The organism is Methylophaga frappieri, assembly GCF_000260965.1.
Taxonomy (GTDB): Bacteria; Pseudomonadota; Gammaproteobacteria; order Nitrosococcales; family Methylophagaceae; genus Methylophaga; species Methylophaga frappieri.
This window is the reverse complement of record NC_017856.1, coordinates 1,149,516-1,169,102: the sequence shown is the minus strand read 5'-3', so window position 1 is coordinate 1,169,102 and position 19,587 is coordinate 1,149,516. Positions and strand designations below refer to the sequence as shown.

Below are 19,587 nucleotides of genomic sequence, written 5' to 3'. Positions count from 1 at the left end.
CGCACTTTATACGATGTTGCCAAGGATGCCCTTAACACAGGTTCAAACCATGCTGGGTTGGATTAGCTGATGCTCAATATTGTTTACAGTAATAATACGCAAAACCTTGCTTCGCATCTTGCCCAGCAAGTGCTGAAAGCGCCTTTGTCCCCATTTGAACAAGAAACCATATTGGTACAAAGTAATAAATTATCCCGATGGCTGACGTTATTTCTTGCTCAGCAACATGGGATTGCTGCGAATCTCGTTTTTCCTTTTCCGTCAGCGTATATCTGGAGTGTTTTTAGGCAACTGTGGCCAGATATTCCACTCGATTCACCGTATAGTAAATCTGCTTTAGTCTGGCGTATTTACGCATTATTACCTCGCTATAGTGATGTTGCTGGCTTTGAGTCAGTTTCTACCTACTTGGGCGAGACGAATGAGCCATTGAAGCGCTATCAATTAGCCGAAAGGTTGGCGGATAATTTTGACCAATACCTCATGTTTCGACCAGACTGGATTCGACAATGGGAGAAAGGTCAGACTGACAACTGGCAAAGCCAGTTATGGTATGCCTTAACTGAGCATGATACTGAGCCGAAGCATCGCGCTTACTTGCTCGAAAAGTTACATGACAAACTGAAAAACAGTAACACGCCCCCTGAAGGCTTACCTCAGCGTTTGCACCTGTTTGGTTTGACAGCGCTACCGCCTGTTTACTTGCAAACGTTCACATTATTGGCCCGATATATTGATATTACGATCTATACGCTGTCGCCGAGTGAATATTACTGGGGGGAGTTAATAGAGACTAAACAGCATCACAGAGTGGCCTTGCAGCAGTCACCGGACGCTGTTCCTTATGAGCCTGATCACCCTTTGTTAGCCAGTCTTGGTAAGCAAGGGATGACATTTTTTCGACAACTACAAGAGATCGAGCACCAATCCATAAGTTATTTTGAGCCTCCTGAATCAGGACAGATGCTGGCAGAGTTACAGGCAGATATGTATTGGTTAACGGTGGCTGAAAAGTCACCCGTTATAGAAACCGATGATTCTATTATGGTTCATAGTTGTCATAGTCCGATGCGCGAAATGGAGGTGCTATACGATCAATTGTTAGCTATGTTTGAGCGCGATCCAGACTTATCGCCAGCGGATATTGTCGTGATGACACCAGACATTGGCGTCTATGCACCTTGGATTGAGGCTGTATTTGGTTCAGCAAAGGGCGATCAGTTTATTCCTTTTAGTATTACAGATTATCAAAGCCAATCTGAAAGTCAGTTAATTCAGACTTTTTTGAGTTTATTGCAACTGCCATCGTCTCGTCTTGATGTTGAAATGGTGCTGTCTGCATTGGCATGTCCTGCTGTTCAAAAGCAGTTTTTATTAGATGAAACGGCAATTGAATGGGTTCGCACCTGGTGTCGACATACCCATATCCGCTGGGGATTTGATCAGCAAGATAAGCAGAGATTGAATCTTCCTGCAACCGATGCAAATACTTGGCGTGCGGGTCTAAATCGGCTGATGCTAGGCTTTGCTATGCCATTAACCGTGCCCAATCAACCGGTGCGATTGTTTGATGGAGAGCTGGGACTGGATGGCATTCAAGGTGAAAAAGCGACCGTTGCCGCTGCACTTTGTGCATTCATTGAAAAGCTGAACTTATGGCGTGAAGTCTTAGACAAGCCGCAGACTATTCTCGATTGGCACAGTCACCTCAATCATTGCTTGGATACTTTTTTTGATACGAGTGGCCGTGATGAACAGCAGTTAGATGCTGAGTTAATGGCTGTTAGGAAACAGCTTGATAAGCTGCTGGAAAGTGCTGATCAAGCCAGTTTTGCTGATGAGGTTGGCATTGAATTGATGCATAGTTGGCTTTCATCGCATCTAGAAGAGCTGAATGGTGCCGAACGATTTATGGGGTACGGTGTGACGTTTTGTGGCATGGTCCCAGTGCGTAGTATACCTTTTGATGTTGTTTGTCTCGTGGGTATGAATGACGCTGACTTTCCTCGGCGACAACCGGGTTTGAGCTTTGATTTATTGACGCAAGATCATCGTGAAGGGGATAGGTCTCGCCGGGAGGATGATCGTTACCTTTTTCTGGAAGCGATATTGTCTGCAAAAAAAAGACTTTATTTGAGTTATGTCGGGGCGAGTATTGTCGATAATAATGATATCCCACCTTCGGTATTGTTAAGTGATTTTCAAGATTTTCTCTCAATGCGGTTTGAAACACAGTCAGGCGGCGATATTCTTGATCAAATAAAAACCAAACATCCGCTTCAGCCGTTTAGTTATCGGTATTTTGATGGGATGGATGACAAATTATTTAGTTTTAATGCATCACAGTGTCCACCTCAAATAGTTTCTCCAAAAGCAGATTGGTTTGCCTCGCCCTTACCTGAGGCTGAGGAATCTTGGCGACATATCAGCGTGGATCAATTAGCCCGGTTTTTTGCTCACCCAGCGAAATTTTTGCTACGGGAACGGTTACATATTCAGTTGCAACCGGATGAGCAAGTCTTGGAAACTCGTGAACCTTTTCAGCTTGATGGGCTGAGTAGCTGGCAGCTACGGCAAGAATTACTCGAGGTCAATTTGGCCTCGGCTCCGGTCGCAGCGTATCGTGATATTGTCAGGGCCAAAGGGGTGTTGCCTCATGGCTATATTGGTGATGCCTGGTTTGATCAGGAAGTGGATAAGGTGATGGACTTTTCTGAGCGACTTGAACAGCTTCGATCAGAGTCCGTCGCGTTTACCTTACCATTTGAATTTTGTGTTGAGCGTTTCCAACTTGAGGGACAACTAGAAGCGGTCACAGAACAAGGCTTATTACGTTATCGGTTGGCCAAATTAAAGGGTAAAGATGTGATGGCAGCTTGGCTGGATCACTTGGTGTTAAATCACCTGCATCCGGAGGGTATTGCATTGGAAACAAGATTGATTACCGAAGATAACATGCTGCATTTTCTGCCTGTAAATAATGTAACTCCGGTACTCAATAAGTTATTGGACTATTACTGGCAAGGTTGTCACCAACCCTTGAAATTTTTTGATAAGGCCAGCCTTGCTTATTTCAGAGGCGTTATTGCGGGTAAAGGTGACGCGGCCATTGAGCAAGCCAGAAAAGTCTGGTCCTCAGGCAATCTTCATGTGACTTCAGAACAGGATGACCCCTATTACCAGTTACTTTATCCCGACTCTCCGCTTGATGACCTGTTTACAGAAATTGCCGAGCAAATTTATCAAGATATTGTGTCGCATTTGCAAGGTGGCAAATTATGACGCTCTTGGATGCGAAAACAGTCAATCTATCTGGCAGTAATTTGATTGAAGCCAGTGCCGGAACCGGTAAAACATTTACCTTGGCAGAGTTGTATTGTCGTTTCGTTATTGAAGAGCAGCTCGAAGTCAGTCAAATTTTGGTGGTCACTTATACCCGTGCGGCAACGGAAGAGTTACGCAGTAGGCTTCGTCGGCGGTTAGTCGAGGCACGTGATGCGCTTTTGGCTCAGGATGTTTCAACTAAAACCGAACGACACAGATTACAAGTAGCAATCCAAAGCTTTGATGAAGCGGCGATTTATACGATTCATGGTTTTTGTCAGCGGGTTTTACAAGATTTTGCCTTTGAGAGTGGTCACTATTTTGATATGGAAATGGTGACGGATGAACAGGCCATCAAACAAACCGTTGTGGATGATTTTTGGCGTCGCGTGATTAGCGAGGTCGATCCGGCCTTTGCGCGTTACTTACTGCAACAAAAACAAACGCCCGAAAGCTTGCTTGCCGCTGTAGGGCATTTATCAGGGAAGCCTTTTTTAAAATTTTTACCACTGCAAATGGTGGACGTTGAATTTGCTTACCGTCAAGCCCAAACCGATTTTATCGCCTTAAAAAAATGTTGGTGGGCGCAACGAGATGAGGTCGTACAGACGGTTTCTGACACTGATTTGCTGAATGGCAATCAATACCGAAAGACATCAGTGTCTAAATGGCTGGAAGCGCTGACCAATATGATACAAAGCGAAGTGTTACCGGAAAGTCTATTTCAGGATTTTGATCGGTTTACACCTAGTCGTTTAGAAGCCGCACTCAAAAAAGGAAAAAAACTGCCGGACAATGACTTTTGGCAGCAGGCGGAGCAATTTCTAACTTCCCATCAACATCTCGTGGCTAGTTGGTCGTTGAAACTGCAATATTTGCGTCGGCAATTGGCAGATTATTTGATGACAGAACTGCCGAAGCGAAAACGGCAAAATAAAGTTCAAGCCTTTGATGATTTACTGATTAATTTGCAGTCAGCCTTGGATGGGGTTCATGGCGGTCAACTTGTTACGCGTATCCGGCAACAGTTCAGGGCGGCGCTCATTGATGAGTTTCAAGATACTGATCCGGTGCAATACGATTGTTTTCGTCGTCTTTTTCAGAAAAGCGAGCTACCGGTTTTTTTCGTGGGTGATCCAAAACAAGCAATTTACAGTTTTCGTGGTGCGGATATTTTTACCTATTTGGAGGCAAAACGCGCTTCAGCGAACGAGTTTAACCTTGATACCAATTGGCGCTCTCACCCTTTACTAGTAGACGCGGTGAATCAACTATTTCAGCAAGTTGAGACGCCTTTTCGCTATGCCGATATTCCCTTTATCCCCGTCAAAGCAGAAAGAAAGCCTACTTCGGTCCTGTGTCATGCGGATCACTCTTTGTCGGCCTTAGCGTTTTGGTGGCATGACACAGGGGGCAAAGTGGCAGATAAAGGGAGCATGCAGCGGTGGGCAGCTGATCATACGGCAGATGACATTGCTGCGTTGCTGAATGATTCAGCCAGCGGCAAAGTTCAATTAACAACGGATAATAGGTCGCGGCGTTTAAATGGTGGGGATATTGCGGTATTGGTGCGGAATCATCAACAGGCATCTGATATACAGCAAGCACTTCGCAAGCGAGGGGTGAACAGCGTACTGCAATCTCGTGACAATGTATTTCACTCGCCACAGGCTCGCATGCTGGAACAAGTCTTAATGGCGATAGCGCACCCGAGTGATGACGTGCTGATTTCAACGGCGTTAGCGACCCCTTTATTTGCCGATACGGCATTAACGCTTTATCACAAACAGCAAAATGAAGCTGACTGGCAACAGGTCACCGATTATTTCTTATCGGTGCATCAACGATGGCAACAAACTGGCTTTATCAGCATGTTTCGTCGTTTGATGGTGGAACAAAATGTGGCAAGTCGCTTATTGGCGAATCCGGATGGAGAACGACAGTTAACAAATTTGCTGCATTTAGCCGAACTGACGCAGATCTGTGCCAGTAGGCATAATCATGCCATGGAAGCGGTTCTTACTTGGCTGGCATCACAGCGCCAGGCGAGTGGGGAAACGCAAGAGACTACGCAAATTCGACTAGAAAGTGATGAGCAGTTAGTCAAGGTCGTGACCATCCATACCAGTAAGGGACTGGAGTATCCTATTGTTTATTGCCCCTTTTTATGGCATGTCGGAAAACCTCGGCAGAAACCGGCGGTAATTAGTTTTCATAGAGAAGAAGATAACCAAGCATGTGTTGCATTTGGTGAGCCAGAAATGAGTCAAGCGGAATTGGCTTATGAAAACGAAGAAAAAGCGGAATCGTTACGGTTACTCTATGTTGCCCTGACGCGAGCGCGTGAGCGATGTGTCATTAATTGGGCGGCGGTGAGAGAGGTTGAAAAATCAGCCTTGTTTTCACTCTTACATGCACACCATACAACGCCTGAACCGGCACAAATGCGAGACGAGCTTCAGCAATTTATTCTTCGCAATCCGGTTGCGATGACATTGACCGCCTTAAGTCAGTCTTCAAAAACGACTTCATTATTGGCATCACAGGATAATGATTTGATTTGGCAGGCTCGACGTTTTACCGCTTCGATTAAGCCAGTTTGGCAGGTTGGCAGTTTTACGCAGCTGAGTCGCGGCTTTACCAGTGAAAAGCCTGATCATGATGCAGATTTTGTCGTGCCAGCATCGCATGTTGAAGTGACGCATTCCTTTGATCAGTTTAGTTTTCCTCGAGGTGCGCAGGCGGGGACTTGCTTACACAGTATTTTTGAGCACTGGGATTTTCAAAATACGGGCTCTGATTGGCAAGAAATTGTCACGAAAAATCTACGTCAGCATGGCATACAAAAAGGATGGGTACCCACGGTCATGACATGGCTGCAATCGGTTGTGTTAACACCGTTATCGCCGGTTTCTCATTTGACGTTGGCCTCAATACCGACGACGAAACGATTGGATGAAATGGCGTTTTATTTTCCCGTTAATGCGCTGACAGTTGGCCGGCTAAAAGCAGCCTTAATGCCTCATGCCAATGCGATGCCAATCCTAAAACCCGTCCTTGCGCAACTTAACTTTAAGATGTTGCAAGGTTTTATGAAAGGTTTTATTGACTTGGTTTTTGAGTCTGAAGGACAGTTTTATATTGTCGATTACAAGTCTAATTTTTTGGGCAATCATCCGAATCAATATCAGCAAGCCGCGCTCGAAGAGGCGATGATTACGCACCATTACCCCTTGCAGTACCTGATATATAGTTTGGCGCTACATCGCTACCTGAAGACCCGCATAAGTCGTTATGATCCCGACCAGCATTTTGGTGGGGTTTATTATTTGTTCATCCGCGGTATGCAGCCTGACTGGGGGCAGTCGGGCGTCTTTTTTGACCGGCCATCTAGCACCTTACTGGATGCTTTAGACAGGTGCATGATTGAGGTGACGGATGTTTAGGGCGCTCAGCTTATTACGCCAATGTGGGTTTAGTGAGATTGCTTGTCAATTTGCTGATTTTATCGAACGTAAAACACAAGGTGAACCACTCACGACCAGTTTGACGGCAGGATTATTAACCGAGGCGGTTTCCCAAGGCCATGTTTGTCTGAATTTGCACCAGGTACCTGCTGTGACCAAAGGGGTATCCGATTATTTGCCTGAACAGGTCGCTACCTGGACTGAGATATTAAAAACCAGTCGTGTGGTTGGGGAGCCGGGAGAGTATAGACCGCTGATTTTGACAGATGCTGGCCAGGTTTATTTATATCGATTTTGGTTGGATGAGCGTGATGTTGCCTCACTTATTAGGCTTCGGCTCAAGCCAGTTGAAAACGTTGATTTCACGCAACTGAATCAAGATTTAATCAACTGGAAGTCACATACCGTTGGTACTGACTGGCAAAAAGTCGCAGTGGCTATGGCGGTTAGTCGCCAATTTGGGGTGATTTCCGGTGGGCCAGGTACAGGAAAAACCTCGATCGTATTAAAGATTTTGCAGTGTCTCGAGCAGCAATCCAATTCACTTCAAATTGGTCTTGCGGCCCCAACAGGTAAAGCAGCAGCACGACTTCAGCAGGCTATTCGTCAACCAGGTTATGAGGTTAAAACATTACATCGGCTACTCGGTATAACGGAACAGAATCACTTTGGTCGCTATAACCATAAGCGAACATTGCCTTTAGATGTCCTCATTATTGATGAGGCATCCATGATTGACATTAGCCTGATGGCAAAATTGATGCGTGCAATGTCTGAACAAACGCGGCTTATTTTGCTGGGTGATAGTCAACAGCTTGCCTCTGTGGAGTCTGGTGCTGTTTTAGCCAATCTCAGTGAGGGGCAGCAAGGTGTTTTTTCAGATACTTTCATTGAGCAATTTTCTTGTCTTGGCCTTGAAAAAGCTTCATCAAACACGCCCGAATTGCTTATAGATAGTTTTGTCAGACTGAAACATAGCTACCGATTTTCTGATGAAAGTGCGATTGGCAAGCTGTCCCAGCTAATTAATCAAGGCGACAGTGGCTCGGTTATCAATATTCTGACACTTCCTGATTCAGATATATCATGGCGGCAAACCACGTCGGATGATATTCATGAAGTCGTGACTGCCGGTTATCAGGCTTATATTGAGACGGTTGAAAACCAAGCATCACACGAGAAAATACTCCATGCTTTTGAACGTTATCGCGTGTTATCTGCGCTACGCCAAGGGCCACAGTCTGTTGCAAGCATTAATCAAATGATGAGCCGTTATTTGGGACGGCGAGGATGGCGGGCTGCGGACTCGTATTATGTCGGAAGGCCAATTTTAATAACCCAGAATCAGTATCGGCAACAGTTGTTTAATGGGGATATTGGGATCGTTTTACCTGACGAGACAGGTCAACTCAAAGCCTGTTTTAAAGTGGCGGAGACATTTCAATGGGTTAGTTTGAACAGATTACCTGCTCACGAGACCGTTTTCGCTATGACCATTCATAAAAGTCAGGGCTCGGAGTTTGATGAGGTGTCTGTACTGTTACCTGATGAGTTTAGCCCTGTTTTGAATCGTGAATTGCTCTACACGGCGCTAACACGGGCGCGGGAGAAAGTGGCCTTTTTGAGCAGCGAGCTGACGTTGAGACAAACAATCGAAACCCGTCATCATCGCGAAAGCGGCCTATCCGAACAGTTAGGGATTAATGGCTAGACTCATGGTGCCTAGCCATTAAGCGCTGTGTTTCGGAAATTGTAACTGTTGACGCTTATCATTGAAAATTACATTTTGGCGGCAAAATCTTCAGCAAGAGAAAAATATTCTTCTAAGTAGATTTCAGTTTCAACTTTGCGATTATTTTCTGACCCTAGGTGAACCAGTTCAACCACAGCAGCCATTTTTTCTGCGGATTTTTGCTGAGCGCCTTGCATATTTTCAACGAAATAGGCAATCGCTTTTTCCAACGAATACGTGATCATGTGAATTTCATGCATCGTTTCGGCATTCAGTGTGTTGATGCTTTTGATTTCAGCCGTGGTCTCGTTGAAGACTTGCTTGGCTTCGTCGAAGTCGGTTATGTCAGCGACTTGGCGGTGCTGAATCGGTTGTTCGTCGGCGAGCGCAGCAGGGGCGGTGAGTGTTAAAAACAAGGCAATGAAAGCGGAAAAAGTATAGGAGGCAAATTGATTCATGGTCATTCCTGAAATGATTAAAAGTGAAATGCATTTGAGAATCATTCTATATTAGCGTTGAATAAAACGGTAGTCACCGAGTTGGGTAGATGCCGGCAATTTATCAAATCTGACGTAAGCAGGGAGCAAGGGATGACAATCAAACCAAATCTGAAAGCCGTGCCGGAAACGATGCTTTGGACTTTGCATAATCGTGCTGTTGAAGCGATGCGTGACGATGCCGTTATTGAAGATGACATGGCAGTCAAGATTTATCGAAGTATCGACTATGACTATGTAAAAAAATTTGGCGAAGCAGAAGCATCGCATGCCATTAGATCACTGGATTTTGATCGGCAAATCAGGGCTTTTCTGGCGCAATATCCCGATGCAACCGTGGTTAACCTTGGTGAAGGGCTGGAAACGCAGCGTTTCAGAATCCAAGCGAAACAAGTAACTTGGTTGAGTGTCGATTTGCCGGAAGCGATAGCGATAAGGGAGCAGTTTATTAAACCCGATGCACGTTATCGGCATATTGCGGTTTCTGCGCTTGATCGTAGCTGGTTTGATTTTGTACCAAAAAATAAACTGGTGTTTATTACCGCCCAAGGCCTGTTTATGTATTTCCCTGAACAGGAAGTCAAGTTGCTGTTGCAGGATATAGAACAGGCTTTTGATGATTGGTGCTTAATGTTCGACACGATTCCAGAGTGGATAGCGAAGAAGACGCTGTCGCAGCAAGGCTGGAAAAAAACCGAAACTTATCAGACGCCCAAAATGCCATGGGGTATCAACAGGAACAGCATTGTTCGCAGGCTCAACCACTGGTTTACAGCACCGCATGACATTACAGACTTGGGTTATTCCACCTTTCCGAGAGGTTTTGTTAAATGGCTTTTTTTGCTGTTTTCTACGATGCCTTTACTGAAAAACATAACGCCGACAATTGTCAGAATAAACAGTCAATCGCCTCAACCGTAAATACATTGGTGCTGACAGTAAGTCTGGCCAATTGTAACCGCTTGCTTTCGCCAATTTTTCGTGACATAACCAGCCTATAACTAAACAGGGAGGCATCATGAAAGTCACGCTGGATTTGGAACAGTTGCTAAGGGATGGGCAAATAAGCGAGGCGGAATACCAGAAATTATACCGTTTGGCGGCAGCGTCGACAGGGGCATTGGCCTTTAATGTATTGATTGGTTTTGGTGTGATTGCGGTCAGTAGCGCGGCTTTGGCGATGATGCCAACCGTTCAGGCGGCATTAATCATTGGACTATTGACGTTAATTTCTGGGCTGGTGTTATTGCGTTCAGGCCAGGAACAATGGCGCTTACTGGCCAATATATGCATGTTGGTTGGCGTTTTAATGGCCGGCGGCGGGTTGCTTGCTGCGTTTAATGGTTCACTGGTTGCTATTTTGGCGGTGACTGGTTTACTTGCCTTAATTAGCATTTTTGCCAAAAGCAGTTTGCTTGCCGTGTTAGGCACATTGATGTTATCCGCCAGTATCGGTGCGAGAACGGGGTATTACCATGCCAGCTACTTTTTGGTCATTCAGGAACCAACGTTGACCATTTTACTGTTCAGTGCTCTGGCGATAGGTTTGTATCTATGCTCCAAAAAGCTCACCACAGACTATGAAAATCTCGCTATTGTTTCAGCAAGAACCAGTGTGTTTTTAGTGAATTTTGGTTTTTGGATTGGCTCCTTATGGGGCGAGCGCGCAGAAAGTGAAATAATCATTCCGGCCGGCGTATTTAGCGGGTTGTGGGCAATGGCGATCATGCTCACCGCAATTTGGGCATGGCGGCGTAATCGTCGCTGGGTTTTTAATACGGTGGTGGTCTTTGGCGGTATTCACTTTTATACCCAATGGTTTGAATATCTTGGCGCTTCAGCGGCAACGGTGTTAATGGCTGGACTATTAGCGCTTGCTATGGCGGTGGGTCTGCATTCGGTGAATACCAGCATGAAGCAAGCTATGGATAACGAAGCGAATACAACCCATTGAGTATTGCCGTTGGCCTGAGATCGTTCAGTTAAACTGACTTCCGTGCTTTAATACTTAGTCAGTTCACACAACATTTTTTGAAATTAATTAAAGAGACTGCTCATGGCTGCACCAATTTTTATGGGACTGGCTGAGTCGCCGGTGTATTTGTTACCGACAATGGCTAACCGTCATGGTCTGGTTGCCGGCGCAACAGGTACCGGTAAAACAGTGACGTTGCAGGGCTTGGCGGAAGGGTTTAGCGAAATTGGCGTGCCCGTCTTTGCCGCCGATATTAAAGGCGATTTATCAGGCATCAGCCAACCAGGCAAAAGTCATCCTAAAATTGCGGAACGTGTTACCGCCATGCAATTGGATCATTTCCAATTTATGGGGTTTAGTACCAGTTTCTGGGATGTGTTTGGTGAGCAAGGGCATCCAGTTAGAACAACCATATCAGACATGGGGCCGCTGTTGTTATCTCGCCTCATGCAATTAAATGATACGCAACAGGGCGTCCTGACCCTGGTTTTCCGGGTAGCTGATGATAATGGCTGGCTGGTGCTGGATTTGAAGGATTTACGGGCGATGCTGCAGTATGTGGCTGAGAATGCGGCTGAGTTTCAAACACTGTACGGTAATATTTCGGCAGCCAGTGTCGGAGCGATCCAACGACGGTTGCTGGTATTGGAAGAGCAGGGTGCGGATAAACTTTTTGCCGAACCGGTCCTCAATCTGGACGATTTGATGCAAACCGATGCAAATGGACGCGGTATGATTAATCTGTTGGCTGCTGACAAACTGATGCAGTCACCGCAGTTATACAGCACGTTTCTATTATGGCTCTTGGCGGAGCTATTCGAACAATTACCCGAAGTCGGCGATCCTGAAAAGCCAAAAATTGTCTTGTTTTTTGATGAGGCGCACCTGATTTTTGATGATGCACCGAAAGCGCTGCTGGATAAAATTGAACAAGTGGTACGTTTGATTCGGTCAAAAGGGGTGGGCGTGTATTTTGTTACACAAAATCCCACGGATATTCCTGAAAGTGTGCTTGGTCAACTGGGTAACCGTATCCAGCACGCATTACGTGCCTATACCGCTAAAGATCAGAAAGCAATCAAAGCTGCAGCAGAAACCTTTTTCGATAATCCGGCTTTTTCCAGCATTGATGTTTTAACGCAGCTGGGCGTGGGGGAAGCCCTGGTATCTATGCTTGACGAGAAAGGACGGCCGCAAATGGTACAGCGCACGCTGATCAAACCACCCAAAGGGCAAATTGGGCCGATTGAAGCATCACAACGACAACAACTACTAAAAACGTCACTGGTTGCCGGTGTCTACGAGAAGGTGGTTGATCGTGAGTCAGCGTACGAGTTGCTCTCTGAACGAACCGAAGCGATGCAGAAAAAAGCCTTGGAAGCTGAGTCTGAAACCGTCAAAAAGGCGGCAAAACGGACCCGACGCGGTGATACCGCTTTTGAAGCTTTTACCAAAAGCGCGATGCGTGCTTTGGGCAGTCAGGTTGGGCGGCGTTTATTACGCGGTTTGTTGGGATCGTTACTCGGTAAAAAATGACCTAATCGTCTTTGCTACCGCCGGCTGTGGCATTCATATTTTTATATTCTGGCATACCTGACTGAGTTTGCGTTGGTTGTGCATCGGCTTCGGGACCATCAAGCAAGGCGCCAGCTCGATCTGGCAATTTTTTATCGATACCGAGTTCGCCTAATTGATCGTAACCTGCGGATAAATGATCGAATAAATCTTTGTAAGAGCCAGCCATGTTGACAAATAACCCTGCCGTTTTATCAAAATGTGCGTGGACTTTGTCGCGATAAGCATCAAGTTCTGCCTGTTTTTTAGATAATTGCTGTTCGTGCTCTTCGTTCAATTGACGAACAAGATCACGGGTATCGATATTCATGCGTCGGCCAGCAAAAAAGCTAATTATGCCGACAAGGATAAGGGCAATAACAACAGCGGTGATTTCAATCGCGGACATAGTGCTTCCTGAGTATAAAGTCAGATAACAGCATAGCCTGACCTATCTCTCTCAGCAAACTTTAGGGTGAGCATTGAGTCTAATCGCTTTTGCCGTACAATAGCTCGAAATTGGGAGAGAGCACATGATTGATTCAAAAAAAATTGATGAATTGGTAGACACTGTCACCAAGTCATTACCGCCAGGTATATTACAAATGCGCGAAGAAGCAGAAAAAAATATTCGTGCTGGCCTCACGGCAACATTTAACAAACTTGATTTGGTGACTAGAGAAGAGTTTGACGTGCAATCTCAAGTGCTATTAAGAACACGGGAAAAGTTGGAAGCACTTGAAAAGCGTGTCGCAGAACTAGAACAACAGACATCTTCGAATCAGTAAATTAGCTATTTGGAACAGTATTATGATGAAAACTAAATTGTTATCAGCCGTGGTTGGCGCGGTTTCTTTATTATCGGCTTTTGGGGTAATGGCAAAACAGGATTTATCAGCGCTTTCCGGGCAATGGGTGGATAACTCTGGCCGGGGGGCACTGGCCATCTCAGGTGATAAAGCCACCTTTACCAGCAGTACAGATTGGGGCCGTGAGCAAGTCTATGAGCTGAGTTTGCAGGATAATGATGTTCTTTTGCTAACCCCAACCACAGAGGGGAAAACGATTGAGGCAAAAGTGGACTGGGATAACCAGTCCGTGAGTTACCAAAGAAATAAATTCCACTTTACTCCGGCACCAAACATTCGTCCTGAGCAGTTAGATGGCTATTGGTTTGAAGAGGCCGAGCGTGGTGGTACAAAGCATATTCGCTCTGTGGAATATAAAGATGGGGGAACGCGTTATGACTACTATTCCTGGCAGGTCAACCCTGGCTATGGTACCTACTCGCATAATGTAGATCGTAATGTTGTCCTGCAGGTTGATCGCGGCTTTATTTTCCGTGGGCCGGAGTCGAGCAGTGCTTATGTGCATTATGCTGTGCGTGTTGAGGACGACACGATTCACTATGTAGACCGAAATGGAGCTACCTGGACGGAGACACGGACTGAGACGTTGTATCAGTACGACGTGCCAAAAGGATTTAGAAATATGCAGGATTATAGATAACGCCGGCGCTTTCTCGATTTATTACAAGTTTAAGTCTCTAACAGGAAATTTTGTTATGTCTGCGTTTGATAATGTCACGGTTACCCGTGAAGCGAATATTTATTTTGATGGCAAAGTGACCAGCCGAAAAGTAACGTTTTCGGACGGCAGTTATAAAACACTTGGTATCATGATGCCGGGCAATTACACTTTCGGTACCGAAAAAGCCGAGCTGATGGAAATTTTAGCGGGCCAGTTACGTTACCGTCTCCAAGGTGAAACGACCTGGCATGAAATTGTTGCCGGACAGTCGTTTAATGTTCCAGCTAATGCCGAATTTGATATTGAAATCTCAGCACTGGTGGATTATTGCTGTAGTTATCTGGATTAGACAAAATCTGAAGCCAGGTTTCTGAAAAGCCGTCGGTTCGAAACGCTGACGGCTTTTTTGTATCTGACCGCGTCTTAGCCAAGCGGGAATGGCATGCTGGTTTTATTACTGATCGAGGTAGCGGGAGTTTCCCGGAAAATGACGTAATACGTGGCCGTATTTTAGAAGGAAACGAACCTTACCCGATGAGAGTCAGGCAAGGTTCGCATTAGTTTTTGCTGTCTGCAAAGCATGAATTCATCATACATTCAACAACGCATGACCTGGTTGCCAGCTAAGAGCTAAGGCTGATTAATCCCAGTCGTAAACTAAATTCAGACGGTAGCTGGTGTCTGTTTTTTCAGCATCGATAGCTGGTTGACTGTTATATTGGCTGCGCAATGATGCACGAACTTTCCAAGCTTCGCTTTCCGTGATTGGCATTTCGCCACCAAAGTTTGTCACAACCAGATAATTCTGTCCCGGGCTGCTAAACGACGGGTAATACGTTAAGTCATGAAACAGTCGTAATCGACTGTTCATCTTATAATTGACGTCATACCCGAGTACCCCGGTTGGGTCCTTTTCGTTGGTGCCATCACTATAACTTTCAAAACGATAACCCAAACCGGCGAAGCCTTTAAATACTAAGTCTTCCTCCCGAATGAAGAATCGACCAATACTGGCTGTGGCAATAGCACGCAGGTCTAGCTCTTCAAAATCATCAATCTCGAAGTCGGCACTCCCCCGGGCGAAGTAGTTTTCGCTAATGTCGCGTTCTAGTGAAATACCGGCCAGTTTCTCATTTTCAGTTTGTTCGCCGTCTTCCTTAGCGTAATTAATTTCCATATACATCGCCATTCGCTCGGCTTCGGTTTCACGGAACAATTCACCGCGTCCGGTTGCTGCAAAGCGCTCGGTATTTCCTTTCGCTCCTTGAACACCAATCGCAAGATTGCCGCGCCAAGGATCTTTCAGTGCGGTATTTTCCTCACGCACTTGCTGCAGTTGAGTTTCATAAGATTGCTGAATTTGATCAACTTCTGCTTGTTTGGTGGCTTCGGCATCAGCGAGCTTTGCTTCATACTCGGCTTCAAGTGCCGACAGTTGTGGTTTATTTGTTCCGGCTGGCCACAGGGTTTCAATATTGGCAGGGTCAAGCGGAACGTCACCAAAGGCGGTACCTGTCAGTTGATGCTGTCCATTGGCGTTTGTCGCAATCTGTCCGACAATACGGTCACTACTCTCAAGCTGAATCATGTAAGGCTTATCCGTGGTTAGCTTGGTCACCTTACTGAAATCAATTGTCACTTCATCTGCAAACGCGGTATCCAGGATGAGTTTGCCATCTGCAATTTGCTGGATTGTACCATTGAGCTGGCTTCCATCATTTAATACAACTTGGTCGGCAAAGACTTGGCTGCTAAAAACAGCAGACAACAGCAAGGCAAGCGGACGCATACGGCGCTTTAACATAGTTACTCCGAACATTGATTTTAAAAAGGTTGCTTGCAACTGATTCTAACATGATGCGCATTTTGCTCCAAAACAAAACCCGCTCCGAATTGTGATTTATGGCAGATTCCCAAGATATCCAATTCAGTTATTTTTTCCTTTTTTTGGTTACACTGTGTCGACAGGCTTTTACCAAGGACAGGTTATGACGCTTGCAACAATACATAGTCGGGCGCTGGCAGGCATTGATGCACCGCCAGTGACTATCGAGGTACATTTATCAAACGGTTTGCCCTCGCTATCGATTGTCGGTATGCCAGAAACCGCCGTTCGGGAAAGTCGCGATAGGGTGAGATCGGCGATTATTAATGGTCGGTTTCAATTTCCCCAACAGCGCATCACTATCAATCTCGCACCAGCGGATTTACCAAAAGAGGGCGGACGGTTTGATTTACCGATTGCACTCGGTATTCTCGCTGCATCTGGGCAAATCCCTGACGAACGACTGTTGGCAATAGAGTTCATCGGTGAGTTAAGTTTGACCGGCGAGTTAAGGCCAGTCAGAGGCGTTTTGCCGACGTTGTTGGCAACGGCAAAGGCGGGACGAGAATTGTTATTACCGGCAGCCAATGTGGCAGAAGCGGCTCTGACGCAACAGGCCAAAAGTTATGTGGCCGCTGATCTGTTGTCTGTGTGTGCTTTTTTACATGGTCAGCAAAGCTTGCCAGAAAATGACGTGATTCAGTCTCAGGTTGAGCCGGATTACGCCGACATGCGCGATGTGCGTGGACAACCCGGCGCACGTCGCGCATTGGAAATCGCCGCGGCGGGGGGACACAGCTTGTTATTTTGTGGACCACCGGGGACAGGAAAAACCATGTTGGCTACTCGGCTGCCGGGGATTTTACCCCCCATGACAGACGCTGAAGCCTTGGCTAGTGCAGCCATTCAATCCATCACCGGAAACGGTTTTGAGGTTGGTCGCTGGCGTCAGCGTCCATTTCGTTCACCGCATCATACCGCCTCAGGCGTTGCCTTGGTTGGGGGTGGCAGTCAGCCAAAACCTGGCGAGATATCTTTGGCACATCAAGGCGTATTATTTCTAGATGAGTTACCCGAGTTTGATCGGCGGGTACTGGAAGTATTACGAGAACCCATCGAGTCCGGAGTCATTATGGTGTCCAGAGCCGCCAATCAAGCGGAATTTCCCGCCGAATTTCAACTGGTTGCCGCGATGAATCCGTGTCCCTGTGGTTATCTTGGTCAGTCCCGATGTCATTGTAGCGCTGAGCAGGTACGTCGATACCGTGCTAAAATCTCCGGCCCTTTGCTGGATAGGTTAGATATTTTATTGGAAGTGCCGCCAGTCGAGCATCGATTATTGCGTCTGGCAGATGATGAGCCAATGCCTGAGCCTAGTGAGCGAATTCGCCAGCGCGTCATTGCCGCGAGAGCACATCAGCTCGCACGCGGCGGGCAAATAAATGCGCGTCTGACTCAAAATAAAATGGCAGAATTTTGCCGATTAAGTGATGCCGACGCAGCATTATTGGAACAAGCGATTGCTAAACTTGGACTATCAGCACGTGCCTATCATCGAATCATTAAAGTGGCGCGAACCATTGCCGATCTGGCTGACAGCGATGCTATTTTGACAACACACCTGACCGAAGCGATTGGCTATCGGCGATTGGATACGGTTTCTTGAATTAGTGAATGACTTAAATCCGCAGCAGCAGGAAGCTGTGCGTTACATTGACGGACCGTTATTAGTTCTTGCTGGTGCAGGTAGTGGCAAAACTCGTGTCATCACGCGAAAGATTGCTTATCTCATCGAAAAATGTGAAATCAAAGCAAGTCATATTGCTGCGGTTACTTTTACCAACAAGGCTGCGCGAGAGATGAAGAGTCGAGTCGCAGAACTGATGGCTAATAGCGCCGTGTCTACGCGTGGCTTGATGGTTTCAACATTCCACACTCTGGGCCTTAACATCTTGCGCAAAGAAGCCACAACACTGGGCTATCGGCCGGGGTTTTCGATTTTTGATGCCTTGGATACCTTAGCGGTTTTGCGTGATTTAATGGGGCGGGACTTCGCTGCGGATAGTGATCACGCGCAGCAGGTACAAAGCCAAATTTCGGAATGGAAAAATCAGCTGATTTCGCCAGAGCAAGCCGCCACGATTGCCGATGGTGCGCAGCAACAGTTTGCTGCACAAGTTTATCCACGCTATGTTCAGGCACTTAAAGCTTATAATGCGCTGGATTTTGATGATCTGATTTTGCAACCTGTTTTATTGTTTCGTGGATATCGCGAAACCTTACAAAAATGGCAGGCCCGCATTCATTATTTGTTAGTTGATGAGTATCAAGACACAAATGGTTGCCAGTATGAACTGGTCAAGCAATTGGTTGGTATTCGAGAGAAGCTGACCGTTGTTGGTGATGATGATCAATCAGTCTATTCATGGCGCGGCGCACGGCCGGAAAACTTATCCCAATTACAAACCGATTTTCCGCGACTCAAACTGATTAAGCTTGAGCAAAACTATCGTTCAATGGGACGGATTTTGCGGGTAGCGAATCATTTGATTAGTCATAATCCACACGTGTTTGAAAAAGCCCTGTGGAGTGCCATGGGCGAGGGGGATCCAATTCGGGTTATTGGTTGTAAAGATGATGAGCATGAATCTGAAAAAGTCGTTTCCGAGTTGCTTTATCACAAACTCAAACATCAGGCATCGTTTCGTGATTATGCCATTTTGTATCGTAGCAACCATCAGTCACGTTCTTTAGAAAAGGTATTACGTGAACACAATGTGCCATATTTTTTGACTGGCGGTACCTCGTTTTTTTCCCGGGTCGAAGTCAAAGACATCATGGCTTATCTGCGGTTATTGGCCAATCAGGATGACGATAATGCATTTCTGCGTGTCATCAATACGCCACGTCGGGGAATTGGCACCTCAACACTGCAGGCGCTGGGTGAATATGCGGGTAAGCGCCAAACCAGCCTGTTTGGGGCTTGTTTTGAGTTAGGTTTGGCAGAAAACCTACCTGTTAAGTCGGTTCAGAATTTACAGAAATTCAGTGAATGGTTGGTTGATATTGCCGACCGGGCTAAACGCGGGAATTTGCTTGAAGCGGTAAAAGATCTGGTAGAAGAAATTGACTATCAGGCCTGGCTGGAAGAAACCAGCGGTGATCCCCGTAAAGCGGAACGTCGCATGGAAAACGTGACGGAGCTTGTCAGTTGGATCGAGCGGATGATCACACAGGATATGGAAGAGAAAACCATTGGCGACATTGCGGCGCGGCTGACATTAATGGATATGTTAGATCGCCAAGAAGACGAGAACCAGGCTGATGCGGTGCATTTAATGACACTGCATGCTGCGAAAGGGCTGGAATTCCCGCATGTTTTTATGGTTGGTATGGAAGAAGAAATTCTACCTCATCGCAATAGTATTGAATCCGATACGATTGAAGAAGAGCGTAGATTGACTTATGTTGGCATAACCCGTGCCCAGCGCAGTCTGGTCATGACGCTTGCGAACAGTCGAAAACGTTATGGAGAACGTGTTGACTGTGAAGAAAGTCGTTTTTTGCGAGAGTTGCCAGCAGAAGATCTGATTTGGATGACCGAAAAAACACAAGCAGATCCGGAAGAGCGAAAACTGCGCGGCAAAGCCCATTTATCCAATATTCGAGACATATTAAAATAG

14 protein-coding genes are annotated in these 19,587 nt (G+C 46.2%); 11 read left to right on the top strand and 3 right to left on the bottom strand.

What is annotated here, in order from left to right:
* The first annotated feature begins 69 nt into the window (after window positions 1-69).
* The 3 genes from recC to recD are packed head-to-tail and all read left to right on the top strand — an operon-like array spanning window position 70 to window position 8,502.
* Window positions 70-3,282 carry an exodeoxyribonuclease V subunit gamma gene (gene recC, locus Q7C_RS05415; protein WP_014703709.1) on the top strand — a complete coding sequence of 1,071 codons (3,213 nt, stop codon included), beginning with the start codon at window positions 70-72 and terminating at the stop codon, window positions 3,280-3,282.
* Window positions 3,279-6,770, top strand: a complete 3,492-nt coding sequence (gene recB, locus Q7C_RS05410; RefSeq protein ID WP_014703708.1) for an exodeoxyribonuclease V subunit beta — start codon at window positions 3,279-3,281, stop codon at window positions 6,768-6,770. The genes recC and recB overlap by 4 nt, the downstream gene beginning before the upstream one ends.
* Window positions 6,763-8,502, top strand: coding sequence for an exodeoxyribonuclease V subunit alpha (recD, locus tag Q7C_RS05405; protein WP_014703707.1), 1,740 nt, complete (start codon window positions 6,763-6,765; stop codon window positions 8,500-8,502). Before recB ends, recD begins: the two co-directional genes overlap by 8 nt.
* 68 nt (window positions 8,503-8,570) lie before the next feature.
* On the opposite strand, the gene Q7C_RS05400 is transcribed toward recD, so the two are convergent.
* The gene (locus tag Q7C_RS05400; RefSeq protein ID WP_014703706.1) at window positions 8,571-8,981 is read right to left on the bottom strand and encodes a DUF6746 family protein; all 411 of its coding nucleotides are present in this window, start codon (window positions 8,979-8,981) and stop codon (window positions 8,571-8,573) included.
* Between the two features lie 132 nt (window positions 8,982-9,113).
* Between Q7C_RS05400 and Q7C_RS05395 the strand changes: the two genes are divergently transcribed.
* From Q7C_RS05395 to Q7C_RS05385, 3 genes are all read left to right on the top strand, one after another.
* A complete protein-coding gene (locus tag Q7C_RS05395; protein ID WP_014703705.1) occupies window positions 9,114-9,941 on the top strand; it encodes a class I SAM-dependent methyltransferase in 828 nt (275 codons plus the stop codon).
* 97 nt (window positions 9,942-10,038) lie between these two features.
* Window positions 10,039-10,974, top strand: coding sequence for a hypothetical protein (locus Q7C_RS05390; RefSeq protein WP_014703704.1), 936 nt, complete (start codon window positions 10,039-10,041; stop codon window positions 10,972-10,974).
* Between the two features lie 102 nt (window positions 10,975-11,076).
* A complete protein-coding gene (locus Q7C_RS05385; RefSeq protein WP_014703703.1) occupies window positions 11,077-12,531 on the top strand; it encodes a helicase HerA-like domain-containing protein in 1,455 nt (484 codons plus the stop codon).
* 1 nt (window position 12,532) lies between these two features.
* On the opposite strand, the gene Q7C_RS13295 is transcribed toward Q7C_RS05385, so the two are convergent.
* On the bottom strand, window positions 12,533-12,958 hold the full coding sequence (locus tag Q7C_RS13295) for a Z-ring associated ZapG family protein (RefSeq protein ID WP_014703702.1): 426 nt from the start codon (window positions 12,956-12,958) through the stop codon (window positions 12,533-12,535).
* 124 nt (window positions 12,959-13,082) lie between these two features.
* Here Q7C_RS13295 and ubiK point away from each other — a divergent pair, with 124 nt between their 5' ends.
* From ubiK to ppnP, 3 genes are read left to right on the top strand one after another with little or no spacing between them, the layout of a single operon-like run.
* Window positions 13,083-13,337, top strand: coding sequence for a ubiquinone biosynthesis accessory factor UbiK (ubiK, locus tag Q7C_RS05375; RefSeq protein WP_014703701.1), 255 nt, complete (start codon window positions 13,083-13,085; stop codon window positions 13,335-13,337).
* Between the two features lie 22 nt (window positions 13,338-13,359).
* Window positions 13,360-14,058: a hypothetical protein gene (locus tag Q7C_RS05370; protein WP_014703700.1), complete on the top strand. Its 699-nt coding sequence runs from the start codon at window positions 13,360-13,362 to the stop codon at window positions 14,056-14,058.
* 55 nt (window positions 14,059-14,113) lie between these two features.
* On the top strand, window positions 14,114-14,428 hold the full coding sequence (gene ppnP, locus Q7C_RS05365; protein WP_014703699.1) for a pyrimidine/purine nucleoside phosphorylase: 315 nt from the start codon (window positions 14,114-14,116) through the stop codon (window positions 14,426-14,428).
* Between the two features lie 291 nt (window positions 14,429-14,719).
* On the opposite strand, the gene Q7C_RS05360 is transcribed toward ppnP, so the two are convergent.
* Entirely contained in the window at window positions 14,720-15,883 is a 1,164-nt protein-coding gene (locus Q7C_RS05360) for a DUF481 domain-containing protein (protein ID WP_014703698.1), read from the bottom strand.
* 184 nt (window positions 15,884-16,067) lie between these two features.
* Between Q7C_RS05360 and Q7C_RS05355 the strand changes: the two genes are divergently transcribed.
* Both Q7C_RS05355 and rep read left to right on the top strand, forming a co-directional pair.
* Window positions 16,068-17,570, top strand: a complete 1,503-nt coding sequence (locus Q7C_RS05355; protein ID WP_014703697.1) for a YifB family Mg chelatase-like AAA ATPase — start codon at window positions 16,068-16,070, stop codon at window positions 17,568-17,570.
* A gap of 4 nt (window positions 17,571-17,574) precedes the next feature.
* Complete coding sequence (gene rep, locus Q7C_RS05350; RefSeq protein WP_014703696.1) at window positions 17,575-19,587, top strand: DNA helicase Rep; 2,013 nt, start codon at window positions 17,575-17,577, stop codon at window positions 19,585-19,587.

What these genes read in the sequence shown, in the direction of transcription:
- recC (WP_014703709.1), top strand. Translation starts at nt 70, where the DNA reads ATGCTCAATATTGTTTACAGTAATAATACGCAAAACCTTGCTTCGCAT.
- recB (WP_014703708.1), top strand. Translation starts at nt 3,279, where the DNA reads ATGACGCTCTTGGATGCGAAAACAGTCAATCTATCTGGCAGTAATTTG.
- recD (WP_014703707.1), top strand. Translation starts at nt 6,763, where the DNA reads ATGTTTAGGGCGCTCAGCTTATTACGCCAATGTGGGTTTAGTGAGATT.
- Q7C_RS05400 (WP_014703706.1), bottom strand. Translation starts at nt 8,981, where the DNA reads ATGAATCAATTTGCCTCCTATACTTTTTCCGCTTTCATTGCCTTGTTT.
- Q7C_RS05395 (WP_014703705.1), top strand. Translation starts at nt 9,114, where the DNA reads ATGACAATCAAACCAAATCTGAAAGCCGTGCCGGAAACGATGCTTTGG.
- Q7C_RS05390 (WP_014703704.1), top strand. Translation starts at nt 10,039, where the DNA reads ATGAAAGTCACGCTGGATTTGGAACAGTTGCTAAGGGATGGGCAAATA.
- Q7C_RS05385 (WP_014703703.1), top strand. Translation starts at nt 11,077, where the DNA reads ATGGCTGCACCAATTTTTATGGGACTGGCTGAGTCGCCGGTGTATTTG.
- Q7C_RS13295 (WP_014703702.1), bottom strand. Translation starts at nt 12,958, where the DNA reads ATGTCCGCGATTGAAATCACCGCTGTTGTTATTGCCCTTATCCTTGTC.
- ubiK (WP_014703701.1), top strand. Translation starts at nt 13,083, where the DNA reads ATGATTGATTCAAAAAAAATTGATGAATTGGTAGACACTGTCACCAAG.
- Q7C_RS05370 (WP_014703700.1), top strand. Translation starts at nt 13,360, where the DNA reads ATGATGAAAACTAAATTGTTATCAGCCGTGGTTGGCGCGGTTTCTTTA.
- ppnP (WP_014703699.1), top strand. Translation starts at nt 14,114, where the DNA reads ATGTCTGCGTTTGATAATGTCACGGTTACCCGTGAAGCGAATATTTAT.
- Q7C_RS05360 (WP_014703698.1), bottom strand. Translation starts at nt 15,883, where the DNA reads ATGTTAAAGCGCCGTATGCGTCCGCTTGCCTTGCTGTTGTCTGCTGTT.
- Q7C_RS05355 (WP_014703697.1), top strand. Translation starts at nt 16,068, where the DNA reads ATGACGCTTGCAACAATACATAGTCGGGCGCTGGCAGGCATTGATGCA.